General features: G+C 62.9%; 24 protein-coding genes, 2 pseudogenes and 1 other annotated feature. Of the genes and pseudogenes, 16 read left to right on the plus strand and 10 right to left on the minus strand.

The window, feature by feature from the left end:
- Nucleotides 1–84: 84 nt before the first annotated feature.
- Nucleotides 85–1,008: a LysR family transcriptional regulator gene (locus HLH34_RS10005; protein ID WP_183119440.1), complete on the minus strand. Its 924-nt coding sequence runs from the start codon at nucleotides 1,006–1,008 to the stop codon at nucleotides 85–87.
- Between the two features lie 55 nt (nucleotides 1,009–1,063).
- Nucleotides 1,064–2,083 carry a threonine/serine dehydratase gene (locus tag HLH34_RS10010; protein WP_244959828.1) on the minus strand — a complete coding sequence of 340 codons (1,020 nt, stop codon included), beginning with the start codon at nucleotides 2,081–2,083 and terminating at the stop codon, nucleotides 1,064–1,066.
- A gap of 244 nt (nucleotides 2,084–2,327) precedes the next feature.
- Between HLH34_RS10010 and HLH34_RS10015 the strand changes: the two genes are divergently transcribed.
- Nucleotides 2,328–3,227, plus strand: coding sequence for a LysR family transcriptional regulator (locus HLH34_RS10015; RefSeq protein WP_183119441.1), 900 nt, complete (start codon nucleotides 2,328–2,330; stop codon nucleotides 3,225–3,227).
- Between the two features lie 8 nt (nucleotides 3,228–3,235).
- Here the strand turns inward: HLH34_RS10015 and HLH34_RS10020 are convergent, their stop codons facing one another.
- Both HLH34_RS10020 and HLH34_RS19630 read right to left on the minus strand, forming a co-directional pair.
- Nucleotides 3,236–3,652: a hypothetical protein gene (locus HLH34_RS10020; RefSeq protein ID WP_183119442.1), complete on the minus strand. Its 417-nt coding sequence runs from the start codon at nucleotides 3,650–3,652 to the stop codon at nucleotides 3,236–3,238.
- Between the two features lie 103 nt (nucleotides 3,653–3,755).
- A pseudogene (locus tag HLH34_RS19630) lies at nucleotides 3,756–4,011 on the minus strand (ATP-binding protein); the annotation flags it as partial.
- 377 nt (nucleotides 4,012–4,388) lie between these two features.
- Between HLH34_RS19630 and HLH34_RS10030 the strand changes: the two are divergent.
- Nucleotides 4,389–5,228: a putative hydro-lyase gene (locus tag HLH34_RS10030; protein WP_183119443.1), complete on the plus strand. Its 840-nt coding sequence runs from the start codon at nucleotides 4,389–4,391 to the stop codon at nucleotides 5,226–5,228.
- A 34-nt stretch (nucleotides 5,229–5,262) separates the two neighbouring features.
- Nucleotides 5,263–6,612: an MFS transporter gene (locus HLH34_RS10035; protein ID WP_244959830.1), complete on the plus strand. Its 1,350-nt coding sequence runs from the start codon at nucleotides 5,263–5,265 to the stop codon at nucleotides 6,610–6,612.
- Nucleotides 6,613–6,632: 20 nt separating this feature from the next.
- On the opposite strand, the gene HLH34_RS10040 is transcribed toward HLH34_RS10035, so the two are convergent.
- On the minus strand, nucleotides 6,633–7,484 hold the full coding sequence (locus HLH34_RS10040) for a LysR substrate-binding domain-containing protein (RefSeq protein ID WP_183119444.1): 852 nt from the start codon (nucleotides 7,482–7,484) through the stop codon (nucleotides 6,633–6,635).
- 108 nt (nucleotides 7,485–7,592) lie between these two features.
- Here HLH34_RS10040 and HLH34_RS10045 point away from each other — a divergent pair, with 108 nt between their 5' ends.
- Nucleotides 7,593–8,024 carry a VOC family protein gene (locus HLH34_RS10045; protein ID WP_183119445.1) on the plus strand — a complete coding sequence of 144 codons (432 nt, stop codon included), beginning with the start codon at nucleotides 7,593–7,595 and terminating at the stop codon, nucleotides 8,022–8,024.
- A gap of 1,070 nt (nucleotides 8,025–9,094) precedes the next feature.
- Nucleotides 9,095–11,572: a TonB-dependent receptor plug domain-containing protein gene (locus HLH34_RS10050; protein ID WP_244959831.1), complete on the plus strand. Its 2,478-nt coding sequence runs from the start codon at nucleotides 9,095–9,097 to the stop codon at nucleotides 11,570–11,572.
- Between the two features lie 106 nt (nucleotides 11,573–11,678).
- Here the strand turns inward: HLH34_RS10050 and HLH34_RS10055 are convergent, their stop codons facing one another.
- Together HLH34_RS10055 and HLH34_RS10060 are read right to left on the minus strand one after the other, a co-directional pair.
- Nucleotides 11,679–11,942 carry a hypothetical protein gene (locus HLH34_RS10055; protein WP_183119447.1) on the minus strand — a complete coding sequence of 88 codons (264 nt, stop codon included), beginning with the start codon at nucleotides 11,940–11,942 and terminating at the stop codon, nucleotides 11,679–11,681.
- 251 nt (nucleotides 11,943–12,193) lie between these two features.
- Nucleotides 12,194–13,425, minus strand: a protein-coding gene (locus HLH34_RS10060) for an IS3 family transposase (RefSeq protein ID WP_183119448.1) whose coding sequence is annotated in 2 segments (ribosomal slippage) — nucleotides 12,194–13,134 and nucleotides 13,134–13,425 — 1,233 coding nt in all. Because the reading frame shifts where the segments join, the coding sequence is not laid out codon by codon here.
- Nucleotides 13,025–13,141, minus strand: a sequence feature (AL1L pseudoknot). (Overlaps the previous gene by 117 nt.)
- 229 nt (nucleotides 13,426–13,654) lie before the next feature.
- Between HLH34_RS10060 and HLH34_RS10065 the strand changes: the two genes are divergently transcribed.
- From HLH34_RS10065 to HLH34_RS10085, 5 genes are all read left to right on the plus strand, one after another.
- On the plus strand, nucleotides 13,655–13,909 hold the full coding sequence (locus tag HLH34_RS10065) for an AbrB/MazE/SpoVT family DNA-binding domain-containing protein (protein WP_183119449.1): 255 nt from the start codon (nucleotides 13,655–13,657) through the stop codon (nucleotides 13,907–13,909).
- A gap of 1 nt (nucleotide 13,910) precedes the next feature.
- Nucleotides 13,911–14,240 carry an endoribonuclease MazF gene (gene mazF, locus HLH34_RS10070; RefSeq protein ID WP_183119617.1) on the plus strand — a complete coding sequence of 110 codons (330 nt, stop codon included), beginning with the start codon at nucleotides 13,911–13,913 and terminating at the stop codon, nucleotides 14,238–14,240.
- 232 nt (nucleotides 14,241–14,472) lie between these two features.
- On the plus strand, nucleotides 14,473–14,679 hold the full coding sequence (locus HLH34_RS10075) for a hypothetical protein (RefSeq protein ID WP_183119450.1): 207 nt from the start codon (nucleotides 14,473–14,475) through the stop codon (nucleotides 14,677–14,679).
- A gap of 12 nt (nucleotides 14,680–14,691) precedes the next feature.
- Complete coding sequence (locus HLH34_RS10080; RefSeq protein ID WP_183119451.1) at nucleotides 14,692–15,867, plus strand: MFS transporter; 1,176 nt, start codon at nucleotides 14,692–14,694, stop codon at nucleotides 15,865–15,867.
- Between the two features lie 97 nt (nucleotides 15,868–15,964).
- Entirely contained in the window at nucleotides 15,965–16,327 is a 363-nt protein-coding gene (locus HLH34_RS10085; RefSeq protein WP_264784188.1) for a zinc-binding dehydrogenase, read from the plus strand.
- On the opposite strand, the pseudogene HLH34_RS10090 reads toward HLH34_RS10085, so the two are convergent.
- A pseudogene (locus HLH34_RS10090) lies at nucleotides 16,258–16,790 on the minus strand (transposase); the annotation flags it as partial. The gene HLH34_RS10085 and the pseudogene HLH34_RS10090 overlap by 70 nt on opposite strands.
- 217 nt (nucleotides 16,791–17,007) lie before the next feature.
- A complete protein-coding gene (locus HLH34_RS10095) occupies nucleotides 17,008–17,859 on the minus strand; it encodes a MurR/RpiR family transcriptional regulator (RefSeq protein WP_183119452.1) in 852 nt (283 codons plus the stop codon).
- Between the two features lie 163 nt (nucleotides 17,860–18,022).
- Between HLH34_RS10095 and HLH34_RS10100 the strand changes: the two genes are divergently transcribed.
- The 6 genes from HLH34_RS10100 to HLH34_RS10125 all read left to right on the plus strand — a co-directional run bounded on the left by HLH34_RS10100 (nucleotide 18,023) and on the right by HLH34_RS10125 (nucleotide 25,832).
- Nucleotides 18,023–19,021 carry an ABC transporter substrate-binding protein gene (locus HLH34_RS10100; protein WP_183119453.1) on the plus strand — a complete coding sequence of 333 codons (999 nt, stop codon included), beginning with the start codon at nucleotides 18,023–18,025 and terminating at the stop codon, nucleotides 19,019–19,021.
- Nucleotides 19,022–19,026: 5 nt separating this feature from the next.
- Nucleotides 19,027–20,694, plus strand: a complete 1,668-nt coding sequence (locus HLH34_RS10105; RefSeq protein WP_183119454.1) for an ABC transporter permease — start codon at nucleotides 19,027–19,029, stop codon at nucleotides 20,692–20,694.
- Between the two features lie 25 nt (nucleotides 20,695–20,719).
- Nucleotides 20,720–21,733 (plus strand): ABC transporter ATP-binding protein, encoded by a 1,014-nt coding sequence (locus HLH34_RS10110; protein ID WP_183119455.1) that lies wholly within the window; start codon nucleotides 20,720–20,722, stop codon nucleotides 21,731–21,733.
- A 2-nt stretch (nucleotides 21,734–21,735) separates the two neighbouring features.
- The gene (locus HLH34_RS10115) at nucleotides 21,736–22,407 is read left to right on the plus strand and encodes an ABC transporter ATP-binding protein (RefSeq protein WP_183119456.1); all 672 of its coding nucleotides are present in this window, start codon (nucleotides 21,736–21,738) and stop codon (nucleotides 22,405–22,407) included.
- On the plus strand, nucleotides 22,404–23,198 hold the full coding sequence (locus tag HLH34_RS10120; RefSeq protein ID WP_183119457.1) for an ABC transporter permease: 795 nt from the start codon (nucleotides 22,404–22,406) through the stop codon (nucleotides 23,196–23,198). Before HLH34_RS10115 ends, HLH34_RS10120 begins: the two co-directional genes overlap by 4 nt.
- A gap of 321 nt (nucleotides 23,199–23,519) precedes the next feature.
- A complete protein-coding gene (locus HLH34_RS10125; protein WP_183119458.1) occupies nucleotides 23,520–25,832 on the plus strand; it encodes a TonB-dependent receptor in 2,313 nt (770 codons plus the stop codon).
- A gap of 180 nt (nucleotides 25,833–26,012) precedes the next feature.
- Here the strand turns inward: HLH34_RS10125 and HLH34_RS10130 are convergent, their stop codons facing one another.
- Complete coding sequence (locus HLH34_RS10130; protein WP_183119459.1) at nucleotides 26,013–26,393, minus strand: hypothetical protein; 381 nt, start codon at nucleotides 26,391–26,393, stop codon at nucleotides 26,013–26,015.
- Nucleotides 26,394–26,395: the final 2 nt, after the last annotated feature.

Below are 26,395 nucleotides of genomic sequence, written 5' to 3' on the forward strand. Positions count from 1 at the left end.
TATCGATGGAAACCGGGGCCACGGTAGCGGCCCGCCAACAGGCCAGGCAAGCAAGAATTCGAAGAGAGCGGTGATCATATTTCCTTATCGATCCAGAGGAACGGCGAAGCGTTCCCCCACGCGGATGCAATAGGCGCGTGTTTCCCGGCGCGCGGTCTCGACGACGGCGTCAAGGATCTCGTTCCCCGGTTCGGGGCGATAGCTGATCATGATCGGCAGGTGCGGCAGGCGCACATCGTCGGCGATCAGCGCGACCTGGCTGCTGTCCAGTTCCTGCTCGATCGCCGCCAGCGGCATCGAGGCGATGCCGATTCCCGCGTGCACCAGGCGCATGATTACCGCGATGGACGCGATGCAATGAAGCAGGTTCAACTGCGTTCCCGATTCGCGAAACGCGTCCAGGACGGAGGCATGGGGCAGGGATCCGTGCGGAAAGGTAATGATGGGATAGCCGGACAGCGCGGAAAAATCGGAGGGATGGCGGGCCGTGTCGGGATCGTGGCGGCGGATCCATCCCATCGGGAATTCGCACAGCATGTCGTTGCGGATATTGGCGTCGGTCACGGCGCTGGTATGCATGGCAATGTCGATGGCGCCGCGCTTGAGAAGATCCTGCAGGGCACGGCTGGGTTCGGACGTGATCTCCAGCGCCAGGCTGGGATAGGCGACCTGCAGCGCCTGCAGGATGCCCGGCAGAACCGTGTGGACGACGGATTCGATCACGCCGATGCGTACGGTGCCGTGCGGGGCATCGGTCTGGGCGATTGCGCGTTTCAGCTCGCGTTGCGTTTCCAGCATGCGTTCGCTGAAAATCAGCAACGTCTGGCCGGCCTGCGTCAGCCGCAGGTCGCGGCTGTCCCGGTCGAACAGGCGGTGGCCCATCTGTTCCTCGAGCGTGGCGATGCGGCTGGAAATGGCGGCCTGGCTGATGTTCAGCCGCGCGGCGGCGCGGCGGAAGCTGCCCAGGCGGGCAATCCAGACGAACGCCTCGAGAAAGCGGAGGTTCATGCGGGATCTCCTTGCCGTGCGAACCGACAGCGGGTCGGCGATAGTCTTCGTATCTTCAAGACAGCTTCTCTAGCCTTGCAGGATCCGGGCGAAGAGCGCGGCATCGACATTCCCCCCGCTGATCACGACCACGCTCGTCGTGCCCCGCACGTCGATCTTGCCCGACAGGATCGCCGCCAGGGGGGGCGACGCCCCCCGGCTCGGTCACGATTTTCAGATGCTCGAAACAGGCGCGCATGGCGGTGCGGACCTCGCTGTCGCTCACCACCAGCACATCGGTCAGCAAGGCGCGGTTCAGCGGAAAAGTCAGGGCGCCCGGCGTCGGGTCCATCAGCGCGTCGCACAGGGACTCGGCCCCGCCCGTATTCGACTGCCGTTCGCCCAAAGCCAGCGAGCGCGCCGTATCGTCGAAGCCCGCGGGCTCGACGGCGTAAAGGCGGGTGGCGGCGTTCAGCGCCCGCACCGCCGTGCCGGCCCCGGCGATCAACCCTCCGCCGCCGACGCCGGCCAGCACCGCATCGGGGCGCAGGCCGCGCTCGGCGCATTGCTGCATGATCTCAAGCCCCACGGTCCCTTGTCCCGCCATGATATCCGGATCGTCGTACGGATGGATGATCGTGGCGCCGGTCCGTTCCGAGATTTGCCGGCCGATCTCCTCGCGGTTCTCGATGGCGCGATCGTACAGACGCACGATGGCGCCCTGGGCCCGCGTGGCATCGATCTTCAGTCGCGGGGCGGTATGAGGCATGACGATCGTGGCGGGAATGCCCCGGCGCGCACAGTTCGCCGCCACGGCCTGGCCGTGATTGCCCGATGACCACGCCACCACGCCGCGCTGCCTTTGCGCGTCGGGCAGTTGCTCGATCCGATTGCACGCGCCACGGAATGTGAAGGATCCGGTATGTTGTAGCGCCTCCAGCTTCAGCAGCAGCCGCGCCTGCAGCCGCTCGTTCAGCCGGGGATTTTCCAGCAGGGGCGTGCGGACGATGAACGGCCCGATGCGTTCGGCGGCCTGGCGGATGCGCGCCAGTGTCAGGATTGGAGGCGTGCCGGACTCCGTGGATTTGGACGGCATGGGATTTCCCGGAATGATATGGACGAATTGTGATAAAATCGTAATGAATTCGCGATCGCGATCCGATTTCCAGTCGTGAATACGGTATGAATATATTTAGATAATGAAAAATTATATCGTTATTATTTATAGTTCGGCATGTTGTTTTTCGGATGAATGGAGGCGCCGTGTCGGCTTGGCGTTTCTGGCGCGACGTGGGGGCAGCATGATATAAATATGCTTTATCGGTTGGGGATCGTGAACGATGGATTTCAAGAGCCTCGAGGCGGTGCTGTGGATCGATCGGCTGGGCGGATTCAAGGCGGCATCGGAAGCCCTGCGCATGACGCAGCCGGCAATCTCGATCAGGGTGTCGCAGCTTGAAACCCTGCTCGGGGCCAAGATATTCCATCGCTCCGCCAAGCGCGTGGTCCCCACGCCGATCGGCATGACGCTGATCCGGTATGCCGAGCGCATCCTGGAACTGCGTGACGAGGCGATCCTGACCATCAAGGGTCATAGCGAGGAAAACGGCATCCTGCGGCTGGGCACGATGGAAACGGCTGTGCACACCTGGCTGTCGCGGCTGCTGTGCCGCATCGACGAGAAATATCCCAATATCACCGTCGATCTCGATATCAGCATTTCCGATGACATCCAGCGCAAGGTGGCGAAGGGCATGCTGGATATCGGGCTGTTCGTCGGGCCGGTCAATTCGCCGATGATGATCGAGACGCCGGTCTGCAGTTTCGATGTCGCGCTGATCGCGCCGCGCGCGGTCGTGGACAGGCGTACCGGGCGCATCGACCTGGGTAGCCTGCCGTCCCTGCCGATCATGACGTTCTCGCGCAATACCGTTCCACATTCGATGTTGCGCAACCTGCTGTCCCGGCAGGGGATCGGCCATCATCGCGTCAATGCCATGAGTTCGGTGCCGACCATCGTCAACATGCTGCTGAACGGCACGGGGCTGGCGCTGCTGCCGCCGGATGTCGTGCGATCCCATCTCGACTCAGGCGAATTATGCGTCCTCGACGCCGGCCTGACGCTTCCCCCGCTCAACTGCGTCGCGGGCCGGCTGATCAAGCATGGATCCAGCCTGGTGGAAGACATCGTCATCATGGCGCAGGAGGTCGCGCGCGAAGCCGACGGCCGGGCGGAGTGACGCATGGGCTACCTGGCCGGCGTGATGGAAAAGAGCGGTTGGTGATACCCCACCGGCGCGCCGTCTTCCGCCCGGCAAGGGCCGATCGTTCCGGCCAGCGGCGCGGTCACGGGCAACAGGGCGTCGTCGATCCGTACGGAGGCCCGGATATCGTCCTGGGCCACCGGCGTGCCTTCGGCGCCCCGGGGCGTGTCCTCCAGCGGGCGGCATCGCAGCAGCAGGCCAGGCTCGGGACTGACGGCCCAGATATCGGAAGGAATGTCGGACGGGACGGGTGGGGCCGGCCGGGGCGTCGCCCCGCTCTCTCCGGCGGGGGGCGCCAGCCTGATCCCCAGCCGGGACGTGCCGTCCTGGCATTCGAGGGACAGGACGCCGCGCGCGCGCATCAGGCGCACGATCCGGCGGCGGCGTTCGATGCTATCCACGCGCGTCATCCTTCGCCCCGGCGCGCGCGCAGGGCTTCCATGGATGGTCATGGCCTCGTCGCGAAAGGCGGGTCGTCCGTCAGGCGTCGATGCAGCGGGTCGCGGGGACGAGATATGCCTCGTATAGACGGGTGTCCATGCGGACGTCGAAACCGCCCGCCGGGCGCCATCGCGGGATCGTGCCGGGCGGCTGGCATGAAGGTGGTCGGATTCTCGGCATTGATCCGGCATTCGATGGCATGCCCGCTCGGCGCGATGTCCTCCTGGCGGATCCGCAGTGCCTCGCCCATCGCAATGCGGATCTGTTCCCGGACGATGCCGGTCGTCATTTCCGTCACCGGATGTTCGACCTGAAGCCGCCCGCGCGGCGTCGAGGAACAGGGCGGATTCGCGGTCATGCTCAGCCGGGCGGCATCGGGGGGCTGCGTCACCTTCGGGGCTCCGGGAAACAACGGGCGTTGGTCATGCGTAATGCCGATATCCTTGACGGGACAGGCGGGCATGACGCGGCCGTATGAAGGCCGAGCGTCGTGCTGCCTGTCAGCACGATACAATAAAGAATGCGTTTTGCATCACAAATAATAAAAAAACATTATAAAATATCATTATTTGTCGGTATTTATATAAATTATTTGCAATTGTCTGTCATGTATTCATATTCGTTTCTGGAATGCTATATTCCGCCGCGCGGGATTGCGCGCCCGCGGGGTGCACCATCATGAAAGGGACGCAGACCATGGCCCAACCCGGTCCAGCGACGTTACCCTATTTCAATGCCTCTCCCGCCGAAGTCCGCCGCCTCTGCCGAACGGGCCAGGTCACGGACATGACGGCTGGCATGGCCGCCGGGTATATCCAGGCGAACATCGTCATGCTGCCGGCGGCCCTGGCCGACGCATTCCATGAATTCTGCCTGAAGAATCCCAGGCCATGCCCGCTGGTCGGCATGTCCCGCCCTGGTGAATACGGCATTCCCGCGCTGGGCGCGGACCTCGATCTCCGCACGGACCTGCCGCGCTACCGGATATGGCGGAATGGCGTCCTGGTCGTCGAGGCCAGCGACCTGGGCGATTACTGGCAGGACGACCTGGTGACGTTCGCGCTCGGCTGTTCCTTCTCGTTCGAGAATGCGCTGACGGCCTGCGGGATCCCCATGCGCCACCTGCAGACGGGCAGGGGCGTGTCGATGTACCGGACGAATATCGCCTGCACGCCGGTCGGGCCGTTTTCCGGCCCCGTCGTGGTGTCGATGCGCCCCTTCCGGTCGCAGGACATCATCAAGGCGGTGGAGATCAGTTCGGCCATTCCTCTGGCTCATGGATCGCCGGTCCAGATCGGCTTTCCGGCGGAAATCGGCATCGCCGACATCGGCACGCCCGATTACGGCGACGCGACGCCGGTGGCCGAGGACGAACTGCCGGTCTTCTGGGCGTGCGGCGTCACACCCCAGGCCGTGCTGGCGGCCAGCATGCCGGAATTCGCCATCACGCACGCGCCCGGGGCCATGCTGGTGACGGACATGCCGATCGCGCATTATCAGGACCTGGTGGAGCGCCATCGCCGCGGAGTCATCTGACCGACGCGTTCTCAACAAAAGAAGGATCATCCGCTTGACCGATCGGGCTGTGCGTTCAACGGAGCATCTCGACGGCCGGTCGGCCGCTCGCCCCTCGGCGGAGGCCGCCCTTCCTCCGGCGGAAGCCCGTATCCTTCGGGCGGCCGCCTGGCGGATTATTCCGCTGCTGATCCTGTGCTATATGTTTTCCTACCTGGACCGGATCAATCTCAGCTTCGCGCGCCAGCCGATGGAGCACGACCTGAATTTCTCCGATGCGACGTTCGGGCTGGGGGCGGGCCTGTTCTTCGTCGGCTATATCGCCTTCCAGGTGCCCTCCTCGGTGTTGCTGATGCGCTTCGGTGCGCGGCGCACCATCGCCGCGATCATGATCGGCTGGAGCCTGATCTCGTTCCTGTTCACGATCGTGGACACGGTCTGGCAGTTCTGCGCCCTGCGCGTGCTGCTGGGCGTGGCCGAGGCGGGGTTCTATCCGGCCGTGCTGTACTACCTGGCGTTGTGGTTTTCCCGGCAGATGCTGGGCCGAGTCACTTCGGGATTCCTGATTGCCATCCCGCTGTCCGGCGCGCTCGGCGGCCCGGTCTCCGTCTTCATCCTGTCGCGGCTCGATGGCGCGATGTCCGTTCCCGGCTGGAAATGGATGTTCGTGATCGAGGCGCTGCCCGCCCTGCTGCTGGGCTTCGTGCTGCTTCGATGGCTGGATGACGGGCCGGCCGACGCAGGCTGGCTTGATGAGTCGCAGCGCCGTCTGCTCCTGACGCGTGCCCCGGCGGGGGAGGGCACGGGGCCGGCGGGGGCCGGGGGACGCACCCCGCGCGCGTTCACGGCCCTCACGCGTCCGCTCGTCCCCCTGCTGATCGTGATCTGCTTCTGCCAGGCCGTGTGCAATTACGGGATCGTCTTCTGGATTCCGACTTTCATCGCGCAGGTGCTGGCTGTGCCCCCATCACAGGTTGGCCTCTATACTACGCTGCCGTTCCTGACGGCGATCCTCGCGATGACCCTGAACGCGCGCAGTTCCGATCGACGGCAGGAACGGCGCTGGCATATGGCCGCGCCCTTCCTGGCCGTGTCGGTGCTGCTGGTCCTGGCCTTCCTGTTCCAGGGGCACGGCGCCGTGGCGCTGCTGCTGCTGACGGGCGCGCTGGCGGCGGCGCTGTGCGTAACGGCGATGATCTTCACCATTCCCGCGCTGGTCCTGGAAAAGGGCACGCTGGCAACCAGCCTTGCCTGGATCAACAGTCTCGGCGCCCTTGGCGGGCTGATCGGCCCATACGCAATCGGTTGGCTGCGCGTCCATACCGGCCAGCCGCTGGCCGGATTGTTCCTGGTGGCCGTCTGCGCCGGTGTCGGGGGCGTGGCAACGCTGCGCCTGCCGCGCTGACCGGCCAGGCGTGCGCCGCGTCAGCGATGGACCAGAGTTGAAATCAGGGCGTCGAGATGGGCGGGGGTGGATTGCCGGCCCGTCATCAGGCCCAGTTCCCGATAGAAGACGTCATCGCCCAGGGGCAGGGTGACGACCCCCGGCGGCATGACGGCGTCGTCATCGACGGGAATGATCGCGACGCCCAGTCCCGCTTCCACCATGTCGCGAATGGCGACGATGTCGTCCATTTCGACATGATCGTTCGCCACAAGATCGCATCGCCGCAAAAAAAGATCGACGGCGCGTCCGCCGAACGACGTCCGTTCATAGCGGACGAAGGGCTGCGTCAGGACCAGCGTCCGCCAATCGTCGCCCGGCATGTCCGCCGGCTTGATCAGGCGATAGCGCTGCCGGACGACGGGCGACCACGCCAGCGCCGATGGAATGCCGAAGGGCGGCCGCACCATCAGCGCGACGTCGATTTCACCCGTGTCCACCTTGTCCAGCAGACGCAACGAGATGTCGGGAACGATGCGCAGCTGGACATGTGGAAAATCGCGCCGGAACGTCTGCATCGCGCGCGTCAGCAGCCCGTGGGCGCTGGAGATCGTGCCGACCCGCAGCACGACAGGCGCCACATTCTCATCCGTCATGTCCGAAAGCTTCTGGAAGGCGGCGACAACGGTCTCGGCGCCGGCAAGGACGCGCTTGCCGTTCCGATTGAGCGACACCGCCCGTCCCGAGCGATCGAACAAGGGAAAGCCCAGCGCGTCCTCCAGCCGCCGGATCTGCCCGCTGACGGCCGATTGCGTCAGGTTGACCCGCGAGGCGGCGGCGGCAAACGACCCCAGTCGCGCGACATGGAGAAAGGTCTTGAGTTCGGTCAGCATCGATTCATCAGCAAAAAACGTTCTCAGGCGGAATATATAACATTTTTCGTTCGTGTGTCGTCGTTCTAGCAAGGGAATGATCCTTTCCGCCACGTCGCGAGCACGTCCATGACCGTCCAATCCGACCTTCGACCGTTTCATCTCGCCTTTCCTGTCCATGATATTGCGGCGGCACGCCGTTTCTACGGCGAAATCCTGGGCTGCCCGGAAGGACGCAGCGCGCCGGACTGGGTCGATTTCAACCTGTATGGGCATCAGGTCGTTGCCCATCTCGCCCCGCAGGAAGCCGGGCAGGTGCAGCGGAACGTCGTGGACGACCACGGCGTTCCGGTCCGGCATTTCGGCCTTGTGCTGACCATGCCGGAATGGGAGGATATGGCGGTGCGCATGAAGGCCGCCAATATCTCCTTCATTATCGATCCCTATATCCGCTTCAAGGGAGAGGCGGGCGAGCAGGCGACGATGTTTTTTCTCGATCCCAGCGGAAATGCACTGGAATTCAAGGCTTTTGCAAACATGGACATGCTGTTCGCCCGCTGAGGCGCCGGCGAATCCGGCTGCCGCGCCGGACCGGTCGAGGAAGTAATAGCACCCGAACGGAAGTATAGAAAAAATTGACAGGGGTATCCGCAATCCGATAGCCATCGGGCCGGGTTGGGGGCAGGGCGGTTCGCGCGGACGATGCCGCCCTGCCCCTTTTGTATTCATGCTTCGTTAAATAAAGTTAAATTCCGTCCGGTCGGCGTTGATTCGGATGCCACGGAATATAAAATGGAAGATGTCCGGCATCTGCCCAGGATATTCTGCCATGATTTTTTTAAAAAATTCAGGGAATTTCGATTTTCCAGTTGAAAAACCATGAACGTGCCGTTTGTTCGCGATCGTCGGGTGAATGCGGTTTTTTTTGGTAATGTTCCGTCCATGAGCGGGACAAACGGACACGATCGATTTCCTGATATCGGCCGACAGAGCATATTGGACCATGCGATAAAATAACTTATTTATTTCAATAATTTGGATCAATAAGAAAACATTATAATAACAGATAAGGAAATAATTATTCCCATGTGGAAACGTCGTCATTATGCTGAAAAGCAGATGACGGCCGTCCGCGAGAGAGGGGCCTGGCCATCCGGTTCGCCTTCATCCTGCGGTTTCTTTCTGTTCTGGAATTGAAAGATGGTCATACGGGACGTGAGGCTGTCGACGCGGTTTGCCTCTCCGGTTCCATGAGCGGAATATATGACAGGCCGCGGCGGAACGCCGGGATGGCTTGATAGATAAAAGTGATCAAGTCCATTTCTGAATTCTGTCTTGCCTGTTCTTGTAATAGACGGTTAATTTTCGATTTCGCATCGAAATGGATCCGGAACGGAGAGCGGTTCCGGGATGCAGTGCGGGCCGCTTCCGCCGATGGTCATGTGGATATTATCGTTATTTCATAAGCATGAATCTTTTTTGACCATGCGGTCGAGATCCGTCGCGCGGGACCTATCATGTTCGTTCCCATGCCGGACGCAGGGAAATTTCTGGAGAATGATATGACGAAACTATACCGGGCACATATGCGAGGTAAGAAAGAGTACGCCGCATCATGTGCGGTATGGGTCATGCTCGCTTTGTCAGGATATGCGGCGCAGGCGCAAACGCAGGCCGTCGCTTCGCGGAAGAAGTCGGCTCCGTCCGCCGCCCATGCGCCGGTTGCCGCCGCCCGGCGTGCGGCGGCCGCCAGGGCGCAGAGCGAGGCCATTACGGTGCAGGCCGCCGCCGTGCCGGGCAATTCCGTCCTGTCGCCCTCGACGCGGGAACACAGCACCGTCCAGGTCTATCGTTACAGCGCCGAGCAGTTGCATGAAACCGGACAGACCAACATCCTGGCCGCGATCGCCCAGCTTTCGCCGGCGGTGACGTCGTCGCCCTTTGGCGGGATCGGCGGAAACGGCTTCAACAAGACGATGCAGCTGCGCAATCTCGGCGCCGACCAGACCCTGATGCTGGTCAACGGCAAGCGCCGTCACGTGGATGCCAATTTCAACTATTATCAGGCCGGACCGAATTACGGCACCGATCCCGCGGACCTGTCCCTGATTCCGATGAGCGCGATCGACCATGTCGAGATCATCACCGAGGGGGCGAGCGCGCTGTATGGCCAGGATGCCGAGGCGGGCGCGGTCAATATCGTGCTCAAGGAAAATACGCAGGGCGGGACGCTCAATCTGCAGAACAGCGGCTATTATCCGGGCGACGGCCAGTCTTTCGACGGCAATGCCGATTACGGCATCCGCCTGGGACATTCCGGCGGTTACCTGAACTTCGCGGGGCAGGTCACCAACCAGCTGGCCACCAATCGGTCCGGCGATTATCCGGGCAATCTCTATTTCGCGGGCAATCCGCTGAACCAGACGGTCAACCGCGATGTCCAGCGCCTGGCCGGTACGCCGCGAACGCTGCTGGAAGCCGGCAGCATCAACATGGCGTATCCGCTGTCGCCGCAATTCGAGTTCTACAACACCTCGACATACGCTCACAAGGACATCACCGAGACGGAAACCTATCGTGCGCCGTCGAACGACAATGTCGTGCGCGCGCTGCATCCGAACGGCATGGAGCCGCTGTGGCTCGGAACGGAAAACGACTTCCAGGTCAATGATGGGATCCGGTCGTCCAATTTCCTGGACATGCAGTGGGACGCCTACGTGAATTACGGGCGCGACCAGATGAGCAACTGGATCACCAACACCGACAATCCCACCATGGGCGTTGCCAGCCCGACGACATTCTATACCGGCCAGTTCATCTCGTCCCAATTGTCGGTGGGCCTGAAATCGACCAAATTCTTCCACACCGCCCTGCTGCCGCGTCCGATCAACCTGTCCTATGGCTTCGAATATCGGCACGATATGTACCAGGTGAATCCGGGCGACGCGGCGTCGGTCCTCAATGGCGGCGTTCCGGTGCTGGATGGTCCTGACAAGGGGATTGCCGTCTCGGCGGGCGCTGTCGATAAATTCGGTGTTCCCGCCGCCGCGGGGGGGACGCTGTCGCGCAACATCTATGATGGTTCCGTCAATGTTGACCTGTACGCGACAAGGAACTGGGAGTGGACGTTCGGCGGACACGCGGTCGGGTACAGCGACGAAGGCGTCGCGGCGACGGGGTCAATCGGGACCCGCTACAATTTCAGCAAGAACTTCGCCCTGCGCGCCAATGCGAACACCGGCTATCGTCCTCCGACCCTGGCGGAGGAAGCCTTCTTCGCCGAAACGACCTATCCGACCTACCGGACGGCCCAGCTGCCGGTGAATTCGCCCTGGGCCAAGGTCCTCGGCGCGTCCCACCTGAAGGGCGAGCAATCGCGCAGCTTCAGCGTCGGCATGGATGCGACATTGCTGCCGAACTGGACCCTGACCGCCAACCTGTATCGTATCTCGATCAACGATCGCCTGTTCAACACGTCGCAATTCGGCGGGACGGATGTCGAGAACCTGCTGGCGGGCGCCGGTCTGCCGGGCGTGCTGTATGCGTCCTATTACAGCAATCCGGTCAACACGACCACGAATGGTGGTGACATCTCCACGGCATATACGTGGCACGGGGGGGGCGCCGGCACGTTCCAGTTCCGCCTCGGGGTCAATATCGCGGATACGGAAATCAGCCACTATCATGCGACGCCTTCCACCCTCGCCGACCTGGGGCTCAGCACGTTCAACCGCACGAACGAGGAATATCTGATCCATTCCGCGCCGAAGAACATCGAGAACCTGACGGTCGTCTGGAACAAGGGACCATACTCCGTCCGCGTGCAGGAGCAGCGGTTCGGGTCCTATACCTGGGTGGCCTCGCCCTCGCTGACGCAATCCCAATGGACCTATGCGGCCCCGTCCTACATCACGAATCTTGAACTGGGTTACGATATCTTCAAGCGCTGGCATTTCGCCATTGGCGCCTATAACCTTGGGAACCACTATCCGACCAAGGCCAATGCGGCATCCCGCGCCGCCCTGCAGAATTCCTTCATTTATGCGGGGAACTCACCCTATGGCTTCAATGGCGGTATGTATTACGTCAAGACCTCTCTGAAGTTCTGACGATCCCATCCGGTCGTCATGGGGCTCGTTTCACCGCTGTCGGTCCGCATCGCGCGCCGGCAGCCAGCGAGTTCGACAGTGCGGCCGGGTTGGTTTCTCGATGGCGCTATTGATGCCAGCTCAGGCCCTTCGGCACCATTGAGAAACCGCAGGCGCGCAGGGCGGTGTCCAGGCGCGTCATCCTGACCGGGCGGTCGTCAACCATTTCAAGCGTGAACATGAGATGCTTCTCGCGCTTCAGCGCGGCGGCGAGCGCTGCAAGGCTGGTGCTGAGCATGGGGGCGAGGGCGGGATCATCCGCATCGATATAAGTCAGCAGGTTACGGCCGCCCTGCGTAAGATAGAGTACGAGGCGGTCATCGGCGATCACGACGAACGCGCCGCCACGGCGGGTCGGGCGGATCGCGGATCGGTGCGGCGGCCATGGCAGAATCATGCCGAAGGGGTTGGCCGGATCGCCCGCCGAAAGCGCGACCGGAACGGGATCGGCGGAGCGCGTGTCTGCGAGTTCGCGGAGCCGGTACGGTCGCGCGTCCCGCGAACCGGGAGGCTCCCGGCCCTTCGACGAAGCGGCCGCGCACGATCTGCCCCGGGTTTACCGGAGAGAGATCTGTTCAGTGTTCAGGCTGCGATATCAAGTTTGTTCTGATCTGCATAGAAGGCCCGTTCGGCTTCGGCAGGAGGCCTGTAGCCGATTGGTGCCAGCAGGCGTTGGTTATTATACCAGTCCACCCATCTGAGTGTTTCCCACTCGACCTGCGCCATGGATTTCCATGGCCCCAGACGGTGGATGACCTCGGCCTTGTATAAACCGTTGATCGTCTCCGCCAGTGCGTTGTCATAGCTGTCACCGACAGTGCCGACCGAGGCATCAATGTCTGCCAGCGCCAAGCGTTCGGTATATCGGATCGATAGATATTGTGATCCACGGTCCGAATGATGGATCAGTGCTGTGTTTCCAGCGGGCTTTCGTTGCCAGATGGCCTGTTCAAGGGCGTCGAGCACGCACTGGGTGGTCATGGAGGTCGAGACCTTCCAGCCCACGATCCTGCGGGCGAACACATCAACGACGAACGCCACGTAGACCATGCCATTCCAGGTCTGGACATAGGTGAAGTCCGAGACCCAGAGCTGGTTGGGTGCCTCGGCCCGGAACTGCCGGTTGACCCTGTCATCGGGACAGGGGCGCGCCGTATCCGGGCGGGTTGTGGTGACCTGCCGGCCCCGGATCACGCCCTTCAGACCCATCTGCCGCATCAGGCGCTCGACAGTGCAGCGCGCGACCGGGTGGCCTTCCCGTCGCAGGCTGTGCCAGACCTTGCGCGCGCCATAAACAGCACGGTTATCCTGCCAGATCCGACGGATATGCTCCATCAGTTCCCCATCGCGTCGGGCACGCGGGCTGGCCCTGGTCGGATCTCTGGCTATGGCCGCCTGATGATAGAACGTCGACGGGGCAATCGGCAAAACGTGACAGATTGGCTCGACCCCGTAATCGGCTCGATAGGTTTCAATAAACGCGATCATTTGCGAAACGGGCGGTCGAGCTCCGCCTGGGCAAAATAAGCCGAGGCCTTCTTCAGGATCTCATTGGCCTGACGAAGCTCCCGAACCTCACGTTCCAACGCCTTGATCCGTGCCCTCTCGGTCGTGGTCGGTCCCGGTTGCGCACCCGCGTCTCGCCGGGCCTGCTTCCACCAGTCGTGCAGGCTGTCTCCCGAACAGCCAAGCTTGCCACCAATCTCACGACAGGCAGCAGAAATGCTCGGGTAATCTGATCGGTGCTCTTCCAACAAGCGCACGGCGCGCTCACGGAACTCAGGCGAATAACGCGATGTCTTCTTCTCTACCATAGGGCTCATCCTCCGAGAGTTTTACTCTCCGGTAAACCCGGGGCAGTTCATTCGTGGCAGTCCCGAAGGGACCTGGCCGCACGATGAGCAATGCGTCGTCGTATATGCACCTGACATCCAGCTAAGGAGTCTTGGCTATCCCCAGCCGTGAAACCGACGTTGATACGTCGTTGACACGTCGTTGACACATGGGTACTCGAAAACGTAGTATCGACGTCGTCGATACCTTATGGAGTTGGCAATGAAAGCCGTGGTTAAAAAGTGGGGCAATAGCGCGTCGATCCGCATTCCCGCGTCGGTCATGGCGGCTGCTGGATTGAAGTTGGATCAGCCGGTCGACGTTCGCGAGGAAAGCGGACGCGTGATCATCGAGCCGGTCAGCAACATGGAGTATGATCTGACGGAGCTGCTGTCGGGCATTACGCCGGAAAATCTCCATGCCGAAGTTGATTTCGGCGCTCCGGTTGGCAAGGAACGCCTCTGAAATGGCGGCATACGTGCCGGACGCCGGCGACATTGTCTGGCTCGAATTCTCCCTGCAGGCCGGCCATGAGCAGGCTGGGCACCGTCCCGCAGTCGTTCTCTCGCCGGCGACTTACAATCGGATCGGCCTACTTCTGTGCTGCCCGCTTACGACCAAGCGGAAAGGTTATCCCTTTGAAGTCGCGATCGACAACGACCGGCAGAGCGCGGTGCTCGCCGACCAAGTGAAGTCACTCGACTGGCGAGCCCGAGGGGCTAAGCGGAAGGGGCGGGTGTCGGAATCGGAACTCGCCGAAGTGCGTGCGAAGGCCCGTGCCCTGATTGGGAAATAATCCATCTAAGGAGCAGATCATGAGCAAGAATGAAAACGCCAAGTCGTCGCTGTCGGCCGAGAGCGAATTTGTATTCAGGACGGAGACGTCGCCCTTTGTGTTTCCGAAGATGTGGACGCCGAGGCGAGGCACACTCTGGTAGTTGGACCGACACGTAAGGGCATGTCCCAGCCATGGCTGGACGCCTGGCGGGCGGCTGGCCTGAATCAGCGGTCCAAGTAAGGAGAAAATCATGCGCGCCGCGAAAATACCGGGATTTGGCACGGTAATGGGAATCGTTAGCTTAACTTTCCAGGTGAGCGCATTGGGCGCGCTGGTGATCGCGATCGCTGCCGCCGCGACGCACGCCCTCGGGATGGCAATGATCTCTGCCACCTGGATGATCTTCGCACTTCTCTTCGTATTCCTCACCAACAGCTACTTCGAACAATCCACGTAAGAAGGTGTCATTTTGTCGAAAGCCGATTGTTCGCCCGGTCTTGCCCTGTTGTCCCTCGCCTGCGGGGCGTTCGCGATCGGGGTGACCGAGTTCACCCCCATGGGGTTGCTGCCCGTCCTGGCGGACGGGGTCCATGTTAGCGTGCCCAAGGCAGGCGGCCTGATCAGTGCCTATGCCTTCGGCGTAATGGGGGGCGCGCCCTTCGTCACCCTGCTGCTGGCGCGCTATCCGCGCAAATATGCGCTGATCGGGCTGATGATCCTGTATGCGATCGGCAACCTGACCTCGGCCGCCAGCGGCGACTACATGCAGTTGCTGCTGTCTCGGATCCTGACCAGCATGGCACACGGGGCGTTCTTCGGGCTGGGGGCCGTGGAGGCGGCGAGCCTGGTCGCGGCCAACCGCCGGGCCAGTGCGGTGGCCAGCATGTTCATGGGGCTGACGGTCGCAAATATCTTCGGCGTGCCGGCGGCGACCTGGCTGGGCGATACGCTGGGCTGGCGCAGCGCGTTCGCCGCCATTTCGCTGTTGGGGGTCATCGCGGTGGCGGCCCTGTCCTTCGCCCTGCCATTGGCGGAGGCCGGGCCCAGGCCGGACGCAGCAGCCGAGATGAAAGCGATCATGCGCCCGAATGTGCTGATGGCGCTGGGCATCACCGTGATCGGCGCCGGGGCAATGTTCGAACTCTATACCTATATCGTGCCGATGCTGGAGCATATCACCAAGGGGGGGGCGACCCTGGCGACGGTCGCGCTGATGCTGATCGGTGTCGGGTTTAGTATCGGCAATGCCATCGGCGGCCGGGCGGCGGACCGGTCGCTGGCCGGCACGTTGCTGCTCTTCTTCCCGATCCTCGGCCTGATCATGCTGGCCTTTCCCTTCGCGGCGCAGACGCCGGCCGGCGCGCTGGTCGGGGTCCTGCTGTGGGGGATCGCCAGCTTTTCCCTGATGCCGGCCTTGCAGATGCGGACCATGCAGGCCGCGCACGATGCGCCGGGGCTGGCGTCGTCGGTCAATATAGGCGCGTTTAATCTGGGCAACGCCCTGGGAGCTGCCTTGGGCGGGGCGGTTCTGTCGCTGGGGTTCGGCTATCCGATGGTCTCCGCCGCCGGGCTGGGGATCAGCCTGCTGGGGGTGGTGCTGGTCCTGCTCTCCCGTACGGGGCGGCTGTCGCCGCAAGCAAGATGAGGCGTTCGGACCGAGATCTCCTAAGTGTTTAGTTCTGAGGTGCCCCCTTCAGCCGAACACGCATGAGCCAGTGCCGCTCGAGGGCACGACCGTCCTCGTGAACGGCGCCGCTGGCGGCGTAGGGCACTTCGCGGTGCAAATCGCGAAGGTGAAGGGTGCGCGCGTCATCGCCGTGGCGTCGGGCAAGCATGAATTGCTGCTGCGTGATCTCGGTGCTGACGAATTCATCGATTTCACCAAAACGCCTCCCGAAGAGGTTGCACATGACGTTGATCTCGTCATCGACTCAGTTGGCGGACCGAAAACCGGCCGCTTCTTGCGCACGCTCAAGCGGGGTGGCGCATTGTTCCCGGTGTTCCCCTTGGGCTTCTCCGGTGCTGAGGACGCCGAGATCCGTTCGACCCGCTTATGGTTCACCGCCCAGCCGGCCGCATGCACCAGTGCCGTAATCCGCCGGTAGCCATAGCGCCCATATTGCCTGGCCAGGGCGATGATATCCTCAGTCAGTGCCTCTTCATCATCCGCCCCGCACGGCACCTTGCGCTGTGTCGACCGGTGCTGTCCCAGAACGCGGCATACTCGCCGCTCGGACACCGCCATCGTGCTACGAACATGGTCGATGCAGCGCCGCCGCCGCGCGGGGCTCAGAAGTTTCCCTTCGCCGCTTCCTGCAGAATAAGTTTGTCCGGCGTCAGATCCGAGACCGCCCGACGAAGCCGCGCGTTCTCCTTCTCCAGTTCCTTCCTCCGACGAGCCTGATCGGTTTTCAGGCCGCCACATTCTTTGCGCCAGCGATAATAAGTCTGCTCGCTGACCCCAATCCGCCGGCAGGCTTCTGCGGCCGTTCCGCCCTGGTCCAGAACAATCTTGACCTCACGCAGCTTCCCGATGATCTCTTCGGGCTTGTGCTTCTTCAAGGGCATCTGTCGTCCCTTCAGCAGTGAATTCCATCTTACTCAATGGACCGCCCTGAAGGGGGCACGCTCAATGCGTGATCGCACTTCCATGCGAGAACAGGGCACGCATCCAGGCCGATCAGCCGTCTGAACCATGACCATTGCAGCGCAGCATGTTGCAAGATCATCTGGAAGGCGTCTCGGCACCGCTCTCGCTCACCCGCGCGCATTTCGAGGAGAGTTTTTAGAACCGTTCGATCTGGTTCCGGAAATCGTTCAGGCGATCCAGTGTTGCCACCGTATGGTCGCGACGGGCGACCGACAGACCGAAGGCAATGGCTTCCAGAACGGCGACTGTCGCCGAATGCAGGGCGATATGTTCTTCCTTGCCGCGCATTGCCGACACGATGACGGTGCCGGGCGGCACGTCGGCTGCCGCGATCCGGTCGGTGACCAGCACGACCGGCAGGCCCATGCGTCGGGCTTCGCGAAACAGGAGCGCGATTTCGCGATACAGCGTCCCATAGGCCATGATGATGACGCCGTCGCCCGGATGCAGCGCGACCAGATCGTCGGCGAAGGCGCGGCCGGTGGTGCCGATCGGCAGGCTGGCAACGCCGTTCCGGTTCAGGACCCGGCAGATATAGTCCGCCAATCCATTGGAAGGGCCGATCCCGAAGACGACGATGCGCGGGCAGGGGTGCAGTGCCCGCACGGCATCGGCGATATGCCGCCGCGTGGCCGGATGTTGCAGGGTGGCCGCCATGTCCGCATGGGTCTGCAGGATGCCGCCCACCGCGTCGTCGAGGTCCGAACCGATATCCTCGATCGTCTTGGATAATGCCGATGCCGGGTCGCGCGCATGTGTCAGGCTGGCGATCAATGCGGCACGCAGGGCCGCCAGGCTGTCGAATCCGATGGCCTGCACCGAGCGGATCACGGTCGCGTCCGACGTGCCGATCCGTTCGGCCAGTTCGGCCGCGGAACTGGCCAAGGCCAGCGGACGGTTGGCGTGAATGAACTGTACCACCCGGCGCGCCATCGGGGTCAGTCCTGAATCGGGACGAAGGCTCTCGGCGATCGGGTCGGGTTTCAAGACGTTTCAGGCCTCCGGATTCGTCACGAACGCGCCGACATAGCAGGCGGGGCAGGTGGGGGCATCAAGTTCATCAAACCTTCATTCCGTAGTGTTTGCGACAATTCTATAGGGATCGTGTCGCATCGGCTACGGGGGCCCGGATCGGAATGGCGGGAAGGACATGACGGGCGTGCGTGTGGCCGCCGCCGCGCTGCTGCTGCTGGTTCTGTGGTGTCTGGCCAGCCTGGCGGGCGGGCGTGGGCCGGGGCTGGTCATCTACAGCTCGGTCGGCGCGGCACCGGCCGTCGTCGCCGCCTATGCCCGCGAAACCGGCCGGCCGGCGACTGTGCTGGTGATGTCCGGCGGCATGCTGCTGGCGCGCGTGTCGGCCGAGGCGCACCATCCGCGCTGGGATGCGGTGTGGTTCGAGGGTGATGACGGCGCCGTGGCCCTGGATCGGACGGGGCTGCTGGCGCACGGCATGGTGCCGGATCTGGACTGGACGCCGACCGGACGGGACCTGCTGCCGGCTGACGGATCGTACGAGGTGACCGGTTTCACGCTGGCGGGCGTCTTCCTGTCGCGCCGTGACCAGGCGCATGCGCCACGAAACTGGCGCGATGTCATGGGGGCCGCGCGCGTGGGGATGGCCAATCCGGCACTGTCCGGCCCGGCTTATCCGCTTCTGGCCGGGATGCTGGCGCTAAATGGAGGCTGGCCGGCGGGACGGGCGGCGTTGCGGCAGATGGTCGCGGGTGGGCTGCTGGTCGGGCCCTCCAACCCGTCGGTCCTGATGGCCCTGCGTGCGGGACGGATCGGCATCGCGATCGTGCAGAGCACGGCGGCGATGGCCCTGGCACGCGCCAATCCCGATTATGTCGTCGATATTCCCTCTCCGGCCTTCGTCCTGGCTGCCGTCGCGGCGGTGGCGGCGGACCGGCCATCGGGCCGCCGGCAGGAGGCCGCGTCTTTCCTGCGTTTCATCATGCGCCCCGATATCCAGTCCTGGCGCATGCGCCAGCCTGGTGCCGAGCGGCTGTTCTGGCCCGTGACCACCCGGCCCGCCCAGCCCGACCTGCCCGATGCGGGCGCGATCGCGCTGTCGCATCCGGACCCGGAGGTCTGGGGACCGCGTCAGGCCGAAGTGACCGGATGGTTCCAGCAGGAGATCATGCGGTGAGGGGCATGCGGCGTTTGATCGGGGCCGTGGGCACCTGCGGATCGTCGGCGCTCTTCGGTGCCGTCATCGCTGTCAGTTTCCTCTATCCGCTGGCGCGTTTCCTGCTGCTGCCGCTGATGCCGGACTGGGCGCCGCTGCCCGGGTTGGGGACGGTATCGGGTCTCGGTCTGTCGTCGGAGGCATTGGGGAATACGGTGCGGCTCAGCACCGAAGCCGGGCTGCTGGTGATTCCGCCGGGGCTGCTTGCCGGGTTCCTGCTGGAACGCCGGCGGTGGCGCGGTGCGGGCCTGCTGTCCGCCGCGCTGTGGGGCGTGTTCCTGATGCCCAGCTACCTGCTGACCATGGGCTGGCAGATCGTGATGGCCGCGCCGTTCCTGACCGATGGTCCTGTCGGTCGTCTGTTCTATGGCGAAGCAGGGATCGTTGCGCTGCTGACGGTCAAGGGGCTGGCCTTTTCGTCGGTGGCGGCCCGCGCGGGCTGGCATGCGGTCGGTGCCGACATGGATGCGGCGTCGCGGGTGCATGTGCCCGCGGCGTGGCGGCGCGCTTGGCTGACGCTGCGGCTTCTGCTGCCCGTGGCCGGCAGCATGTTCGCGATACAGATGGTGGCCGCGTCACAGGATTTCGGTATTGCGGCAACGTTGGGGGCACAGGCGCACATCCCGCTGGTCATCTATGCCATCTATCAGAATCTCTCGACCGTTCCGCTGGATTTCATCCAGGCTGCCCGGCTGAGCTGGGTTCTGGTGCTGCTGGCCCTGGCGGCTCTGGTGGTGCAGGCCGCGCTGGCGCGGCGCGGCACGACGACCGCCGGGGGGCATCGGCACCGTTCTGGTACCCTGGCCTGTGGCGGGGGTATGATCGTGCTGGCATGGTGTCTGACGGTGGGCGTCCTGCTGGCGGGGGTGGTGGTGCCGCTGCTGGCCCTGGCGGTGCAGGCCATGGGTGACACCGGCGCCGGCGATCGCCTGTCGATCGACGGGGACGGGTGGCGCGGGATCGGCCTGTCGCTGCGCTATGCATTCGTTTCGGCGGTCTTCGCCGTTCTGCTGGCCGCCCTCATCCTGGGCGGGCGCATGCGGGCCGATGGTTCGGGGCGTGTGGTGGCGCGCATGCTGCTGTGGCTGACATCGGCGAACATGGCGGTGCCGGGCGTCATACTCGGCGCCGCCTATGTGATCGCGTTCAATGGTCGTGTCCTGTCCCTGTACGGCACGCCAGCCCTGCTGATCCTGGCTTATACCGCTAGCCATCTTCCGATCGCTATCCGCTTTCTCGATGCGCCGTTCGCGCAGCTGCATCGCGGGCTGGGCGAGGCCGCGCGCGTGCATGGGGTGTCGCTGGCGCGGCGGGTGGAACGGATCTACGTGCCGCTGCTGCTGCGGCGGCTGACCTGGGCGTGGGGCATGGTGTTCGTGACCCTGTTCTTCGAACTGCCCTTGTCGGAAATCCTGTATCCCGCAGGCGGCGCGCCCCTGGGTGTCACGCTGCTGTCGCTGGATGATACACTGCATTACGGGGCCGAGGCCCGGCTGGCGCTGGTCGCGATGGGGATTTGCCTGGCGGCGACGGCGGTTGCGACGATCCTGGTGCCGCGTCTGGTGACGGGTTCCGGGCTGGAACGGACAGGTGGGTCCGGAAAGGCCCCGACCCTGGAGCAAGAGAATGTCTGAAAATATCCTGTCTCTGGATGGACTCATGAAATCCCATGGCCGGACAAGGGTTCTGCGCGGCATTACCCTCGATGTTCCGCGCGGGCAGTTCGTGCTGCTGATGGGCGGCTCGGGGTCCGGCAAGACGACCTTGATCCGCCTGGTGGCGGGGCTGGAGCGGCCCGATGCGGGGAGCGTGACATTGCGCGGCAGTCGGGTCGACAGCCACGCCGAGGGCGTTTTCGTGCCGCCGGAGCGACGCGGCCTGGGCATGGTCTTTCAGGATTATGCGTTGTGGCCGCATCTGACCTGTCTGGACAATATCGTGACGGCCATGCCCGGCCATGGGCGTGATCGGGGGGAGCGGGCCCGTGCGCTGTTGCGTGACGTGTCCTTGGCAGGACTGGAGGAACGCTATCCCGCGCAATTGTCGGGCGGCCAGCAGCAGCGGGTCGGCCTGGCACGGGCTCTTGCGGCGCGACCGGACCTGCTGCTGCTGGACGAACCCTTGTCGGGACTGGATGTCGAGGTACGCGGCCGCATGCGCGACCAGATCCGCCGTCTGGTGCGCGAGACCGGATGTTCCGCGCTGTTCGTGACCCACGATCCGGTCGATGTCTGGCGCCTGGCCGACCGTGTCCTGATGCTGGAAGGTGGGCGGATCGTGCAGGATGCCGCGCCGGACGGGCTGTACCGCCACCCGCTTTCGCCGCGCATCGCGCGCATGACCGGCGCCGAAGGCGCGTTGCCGGTCATGCTGCGCCGCCGTGACATGCGATGGGGGTTCGACGGTGCCAGCGGATTTCAGGACGTGACGCCGGTCGGTGTGGACAATGAGGGGCCGGCTTGCGCCTATCTGCGCCCCGAAGGCGTGCGGCGGGGGACGCGCGGCCATGCGGCGATCCGGATGGACATGACGTTCGAGGCCGGACGCTGGCGCACCCTGTGGCATCTGCCGTCCCTCGACTGGTCGGTACATAGTCTGGAGGCCGACCTTCCGCCCGAACATGCCTTCCTGAATTTCGATGGGCAGCATCTCTTCGCCTATCCGGCGTCCTGAGCATGCTGAACCGAACCGGTCGTGTCAGCGTAATCGACGATATTTCCGTTCCGTCGGGCGGCGGCATCCTGCCCCGAGGGCTTTCCGTGCGCGCCCTGGGCAACGCCCATGCCGGGCCATTCGAATTCGACGTGCCGGCGGGCGCGTGCCTGGTCATTACCGGCATGTCCGGCGCCGGCAAGTCCGTGCTGCTGCGCATGATGGCGGATCTCGACCCCCACCAGGGGGACGTGGCGCTGGACGGGCGGTTCTGTTCCGCCATGCCGGCCCATCGCTGGCGGCGGCAGGTCGTGTACCTGCCGGCCGAGCCGGGCTGGTGGTCGGATTCGGTCCTGGACCATATCCCCGACGATGTGCTGACCCGCGGCCTGATGGCCAAGGCCGGCCTGCGCGCCGGGGTGCTAAACGATCCGGTGCATCGTCTGTCCACCGGCGAACGGCAGCGCCTGGCCCTGGTGCGCGGCTTGCGCCTGGCTCCGCGCGCGTTGCTGATGGACGAACCCTGTTCCGCCCTGGATGAAGCGACGACGCTGATGGTGGAGGCGATGATGCGCGAGGTGATGACCGGCGGGACCGCGATCGTCCTGGTGTCGCACGATTCGGCACAGGCCATGCGGATGGCCGACCTGCGCCGCGAATTGGCGAACGGGCATTTTGTCGGGGTGGATTCATGACGCCGATCCTGCTGAATACCGGCGACATGCTCATGGCGGCAGGGCTGATCGTCGGCTGCGCGGCACTGTCGCTTGTGCTGTCGCTGGGCATCCACCGCACGCTGGTTGTCGCCGCCATACGCATGGCGGTCCAATTGGTCCTGACCGGAAGCGTGCTGCTGTTCGTTTTCGGCCGGTCATCGGTCTGGCTGACCCTGCTTGTGCTGGCTTTCATGTTTTCAGCCGCGACGTTCGAGGTCGGGTCGCGCCAGGTCGCGCGGCTGACACCGGCGTGGCATTTCGGAATCGGCGGGTTCAGCACGATGACGGGTACCATTATCGTGGTGCTGGTCGGGCTGCTGACGGCGCTGCAGCCGCATCCCTGGTACCAGGCGCGCACCGCCATTCCGATGACGGGCCTGCTGCTGGGCAATGTGATGAACGCGACCAGCCTGTCGATGAACACGCTCCTGTCCATGGTCTCGCGCGAACGTGCCGCGATAGAGGCGCGGCTGATCCTGGGGGCGACACGCGCCGAGGCGATGAACAGCCTGATCCGGCAGTCGATCCGTACCGCGCTGATTCCGACCCTGAACCAGATGGCCGCCGCGGGGGTCATCACGCTGCCGGGGATCATGACGGGCCAGATCCTGGCCGGAATGGACCCGTTCGAAGCGTCGAAATACCAGATCGTGCTGATGAGCCTGATCGTCAGCGGCAACATGATCGGCGCCACCTTGTCCGCCGTTCTGACTTCGGCGCGGTTGAGCGACGCGCGGGGGCGGCTGCGGCTGGATCATCTGGCACGGTGAGCCGTGCCCGCTTGGGGTGGTGTAGCTGTAGCTACATTGGCGACTTTTTAAATCCCAGAGGTCTATTTTGATCAATCGTGGCATTTCTGCAAATTTTATTTGAGAATGCGAAGCAAGATACAAATAAAAAATATTTTCTTCATAAAAATGGAACATCAATTTCACGAAAATGATTTTGGGTGCGTGATAGAAGGCTGCCCGTGTCGTGATCGCTACGGGAGGTCCGAGGCGGCCGGCGGCTATTCCGAGGGTCCAATGCTACAACCTGTTCTTTTTCGTCAGCGATCGTCGCGCCGCCTGATGGGGCGCAAGGCACGTGGCTTGGCTTCTACTGCGCTGGTCTGCATGGGCATGATGTCTGGCGTATCCGTCACCCATGCTGCGCCGGCCGCCGATAAGTCGCGCGATACCATGCAGAAGAAAGGCCGGGTGACGTCGGGGACGGCGAAGAAAGACGGCAAGGTGGCGGCCTCCACCATCGCGCCGACGGGCGAGCAGATCGAGACGATCGGTCGGACGAAAGTCGATTCCGCAGCCTATCAGGCCCCGACCAAGGCACCGTTGGCAGCCTTCCAGCCGACATCGGTCATCAGCCAGCATTTCATCGAGAACAACATCCCGCCGTCGGGCAGTTACGACACCATGGTGGCGCTTGCGCCCAGCGTCATGACCATCGGATCGAACGGGCCAGGCCTGGCGGAAAACAAGGTGTCGGTCCGCGGGTTCTCGGATGGCCAGTATAATGTCCTGTTCGATGGCATCCCATTCGCCGACGGCAACAACTTCACGCATCACACCACCAGCTATTATACCGCACACGACCTGGGCGACATCAGCGTCGATCGTGGCCCGGGTGATGCCAGTACCATGGGCTATGCGACGTTCGGCGGAACCATTGCGGTCAACGGCAAGGCGCCGACCGACCGGCGCGCGGTCGAAGCCTATGGCAGTATGGGTGCCTGGAATACCTATACATATGGCGGCGAGTTCAATAGCGGCCGGATGAGGAAACTGAACAACGCATCGTTTGTATTCGATGCCGGCGGCGTCCAGAGCGACGGCTACCAGACCTATGCGGGGCAGCAGCGATACAATTTCTACGGAAAGTGGATCCAGCCGGTCAACGACCACACCACGCTGACCTTCATGGGGATGTACAACAACCTCGTCCAGTATGTGCCGCCCGGCGTGACGACAGGGGAGATCGCCGCCTATGGTGCCGATTACGGCCTGTCGAACAATCCGAATTCGCAGAACTACTATAAATACAATGTCGACACCATTCAGACCGACATGGCTTATATCGGGCTGAATTCGGATATCGGTGGTGGATGGACCATCGACAATAAAACCTATACTTATGCCTACTACCATCATGGTCATAACGAAAATGACGTGAACGGCACCACCCAGGCGCAGTATCTCGATGCCGCGCCGGTCTGGAAGGGGAATGTCGTCGCGTGCGGCGGAACGTACGGCGCCAGCAAGATGACCTATAATTCCGGCCCGGGTTGCGAATACGGCCAGGCGATGCGACAGGATTATCGCGCCTGGGGCGATACGTTCGCCGTCAAGCGCGATTTCGGCCTGGTGAAGCTGAATCTCGGCTTCTGGCTGGAACATCAGACCGACACCCGCCAGCAGGGCAACATCAATTGGGCGACCGGCCAGTTCACCAATCCGACGGCCCCCCTCAACCGTCTCATGACGCTGGAAAATCTCAGTGCACAGCCTTATGTGCAACTGACGTTCCGGCCCTTGCCGAACCTTGAAATTTCGCCGGGCTTCAAATACGCGCTGATGGTTCGCCAGATCAACGCGCCCGTCAATCAGAAGACCGGCACGCCGCTCAACTATGACCAGACCTACGGCGCGCCCATGCCGTCGCTGAATGTGCATTACATGGTCAACCCGAACTGGTCGGCCTATCTGCAGATCGCGCGCGGCTTCCTGGCGCCGGATGCCGCCTATTTCTACACACCCGATCCGGCGGCCAACAAGGTCAGTCCGGAAAACACCATGAACTATCAGATCGGCACGGCCTGGCAGAGCCGGCGCTTCACCCTGTCGGCCGACGTGTATTACATCAATTTCAGCAATTTCGTTACCAGCGCCAATCAGAACATTCCGGGCTATGGCCTGATGACGGTCTATTACAACCAGGGGGGCGTCAATTATTACGGGATCGAAGGTGAAGCGTCCTACCATCTGGGTGCCGGCTTCACGCTGTTCGCCAATGGCAGCCTCAACCAGTCCAAGACCCAGGGCACCGGCGCGCCGATCGCCAACGCGCCCGACGCCACGGCGGCGGGCGGCCTGATCTATGAACATGACGGGCTCTATGCCTCGGTGATCGATAAATGGATCGGCGCGCGGGCCGGCGTGATCAGTTCGGCGGGCAAGGCCATGAACGGGCTTGACCCGTTCAACCAGTTCGACGTCTCGATCGGCTATACGGTTCATGGCAAGGATCATTCCGTGCCACCGATCAAGTTTCAGCTCAGCGTAACAAACCTGGCCGACAGCAAAAAGATCTTTTCCTATTATGGGATGACGGCCGAGGGCGCGGCGCTGTGGAATACCCAGCCCGGTCGCGGTTTCTTCGGGTCGATCTCTGTGCCCATCGGGTTCTGATCGCCTGCCCGGAAAATCATGGTCCGTGAGACGCCGATGCGGCGCCCGTCATCGCGGTGAGGTTGTCATTGGCGCTGCGATTGCGGGTAATTTAAATAATCGCCAATGTTTTAAAAATTCAGCCACAATTGTTCTTCATAACCTTCACGCAGTTTTCCAATACGCTCGAATATAACACCTTCATTCATTTCGCAGTTGATCCGCTGTTGTCGCGGAGACCGCCTTTCCGGCGGTCCATGACTGCCGAACGGATGGGATGTTGTAGAAATGAGAAAAATGTTTCTTCTTGTGGGCACGGTTCTGGTCGGTTGCGGAACGGCTGTAGCCGCGCCGTTGAATGCCGACACCGGCCCGGTGCAATTCCTGCGCAGCACGCCGTTGCCCGAAATCACCGAAGGCGGCTTCGATCATTTCGCTGTGGACAAAAAGGATGATCGCCTTCTGATCATGGCGGAAAAACATGCGACGGTTGAAATGTTCCGTCTCAGCGACGGGGCTCACCTGGCTTCGGCCGGCGGGTTCGGTTTGCCGCATACGCCTGCTTATGTCGCCGACCAGCATCA

It is taken from the genome of Gluconacetobacter azotocaptans, assembly GCF_014174355.1.
GTDB lineage: Bacteria > Pseudomonadota > Alphaproteobacteria > Acetobacterales > Acetobacteraceae > Gluconacetobacter > Gluconacetobacter azotocaptans.

Coding starts and splice junctions, on each gene's coding strand:
- HLH34_RS10010 (WP_244959828.1), bottom strand. CDS start 2,083: ATGCCGTCCAAATCCACGGAGTCCGGCACGCCTCCAATCCTGACACTG.
- HLH34_RS10100 (WP_183119453.1), top strand. CDS start 18,023: ATGACGGGCGTGCGTGTGGCCGCCGCCGCGCTGCTGCTGCTGGTTCTG.
- HLH34_RS10045 (WP_183119445.1), top strand. CDS start 7,593: ATGACCGTCCAATCCGACCTTCGACCGTTTCATCTCGCCTTTCCTGTC.
- HLH34_RS10115 (WP_183119456.1), top strand. CDS start 21,736: ATGCTGAACCGAACCGGTCGTGTCAGCGTAATCGACGATATTTCCGTT.
- mazF (WP_183119617.1), top strand. CDS start 13,911: ATGGCGGCATACGTGCCGGACGCCGGCGACATTGTCTGGCTCGAATTC.
- HLH34_RS10075 (WP_183119450.1), top strand. CDS start 14,473: ATGCGCGCCGCGAAAATACCGGGATTTGGCACGGTAATGGGAATCGTT.
- HLH34_RS10065 (WP_183119449.1), top strand. CDS start 13,655: ATGGAGTTGGCAATGAAAGCCGTGGTTAAAAAGTGGGGCAATAGCGCG.
- HLH34_RS10015 (WP_183119441.1), top strand. CDS start 2,328: ATGGATTTCAAGAGCCTCGAGGCGGTGCTGTGGATCGATCGGCTGGGC.
- HLH34_RS10050 (WP_244959831.1), top strand. CDS start 9,095: ATGCTCGCTTTGTCAGGATATGCGGCGCAGGCGCAAACGCAGGCCGTC.
- HLH34_RS10005 (WP_183119440.1), bottom strand. CDS start 1,008: ATGAACCTCCGCTTTCTCGAGGCGTTCGTCTGGATTGCCCGCCTGGGC.
- HLH34_RS10110 (WP_183119455.1), top strand. CDS start 20,720: ATGAAATCCCATGGCCGGACAAGGGTTCTGCGCGGCATTACCCTCGAT.
- HLH34_RS10040 (WP_183119444.1), bottom strand. CDS start 7,484: ATGCTGACCGAACTCAAGACCTTTCTCCATGTCGCGCGACTGGGGTCG.
- HLH34_RS10130 (WP_183119459.1), bottom strand. CDS start 26,393: ATGCTGGTCGGCGACATAAGCAGGCGTATGCGGCAAACCGAACCCGCC.
- HLH34_RS10105 (WP_183119454.1), top strand. CDS start 19,027: ATGCGGCGTTTGATCGGGGCCGTGGGCACCTGCGGATCGTCGGCGCTC.
- HLH34_RS10120 (WP_183119457.1), top strand. CDS start 22,404: ATGACGCCGATCCTGCTGAATACCGGCGACATGCTCATGGCGGCAGGG.
- HLH34_RS10030 (WP_183119443.1), top strand. CDS start 4,389: ATGGCCCAACCCGGTCCAGCGACGTTACCCTATTTCAATGCCTCTCCC.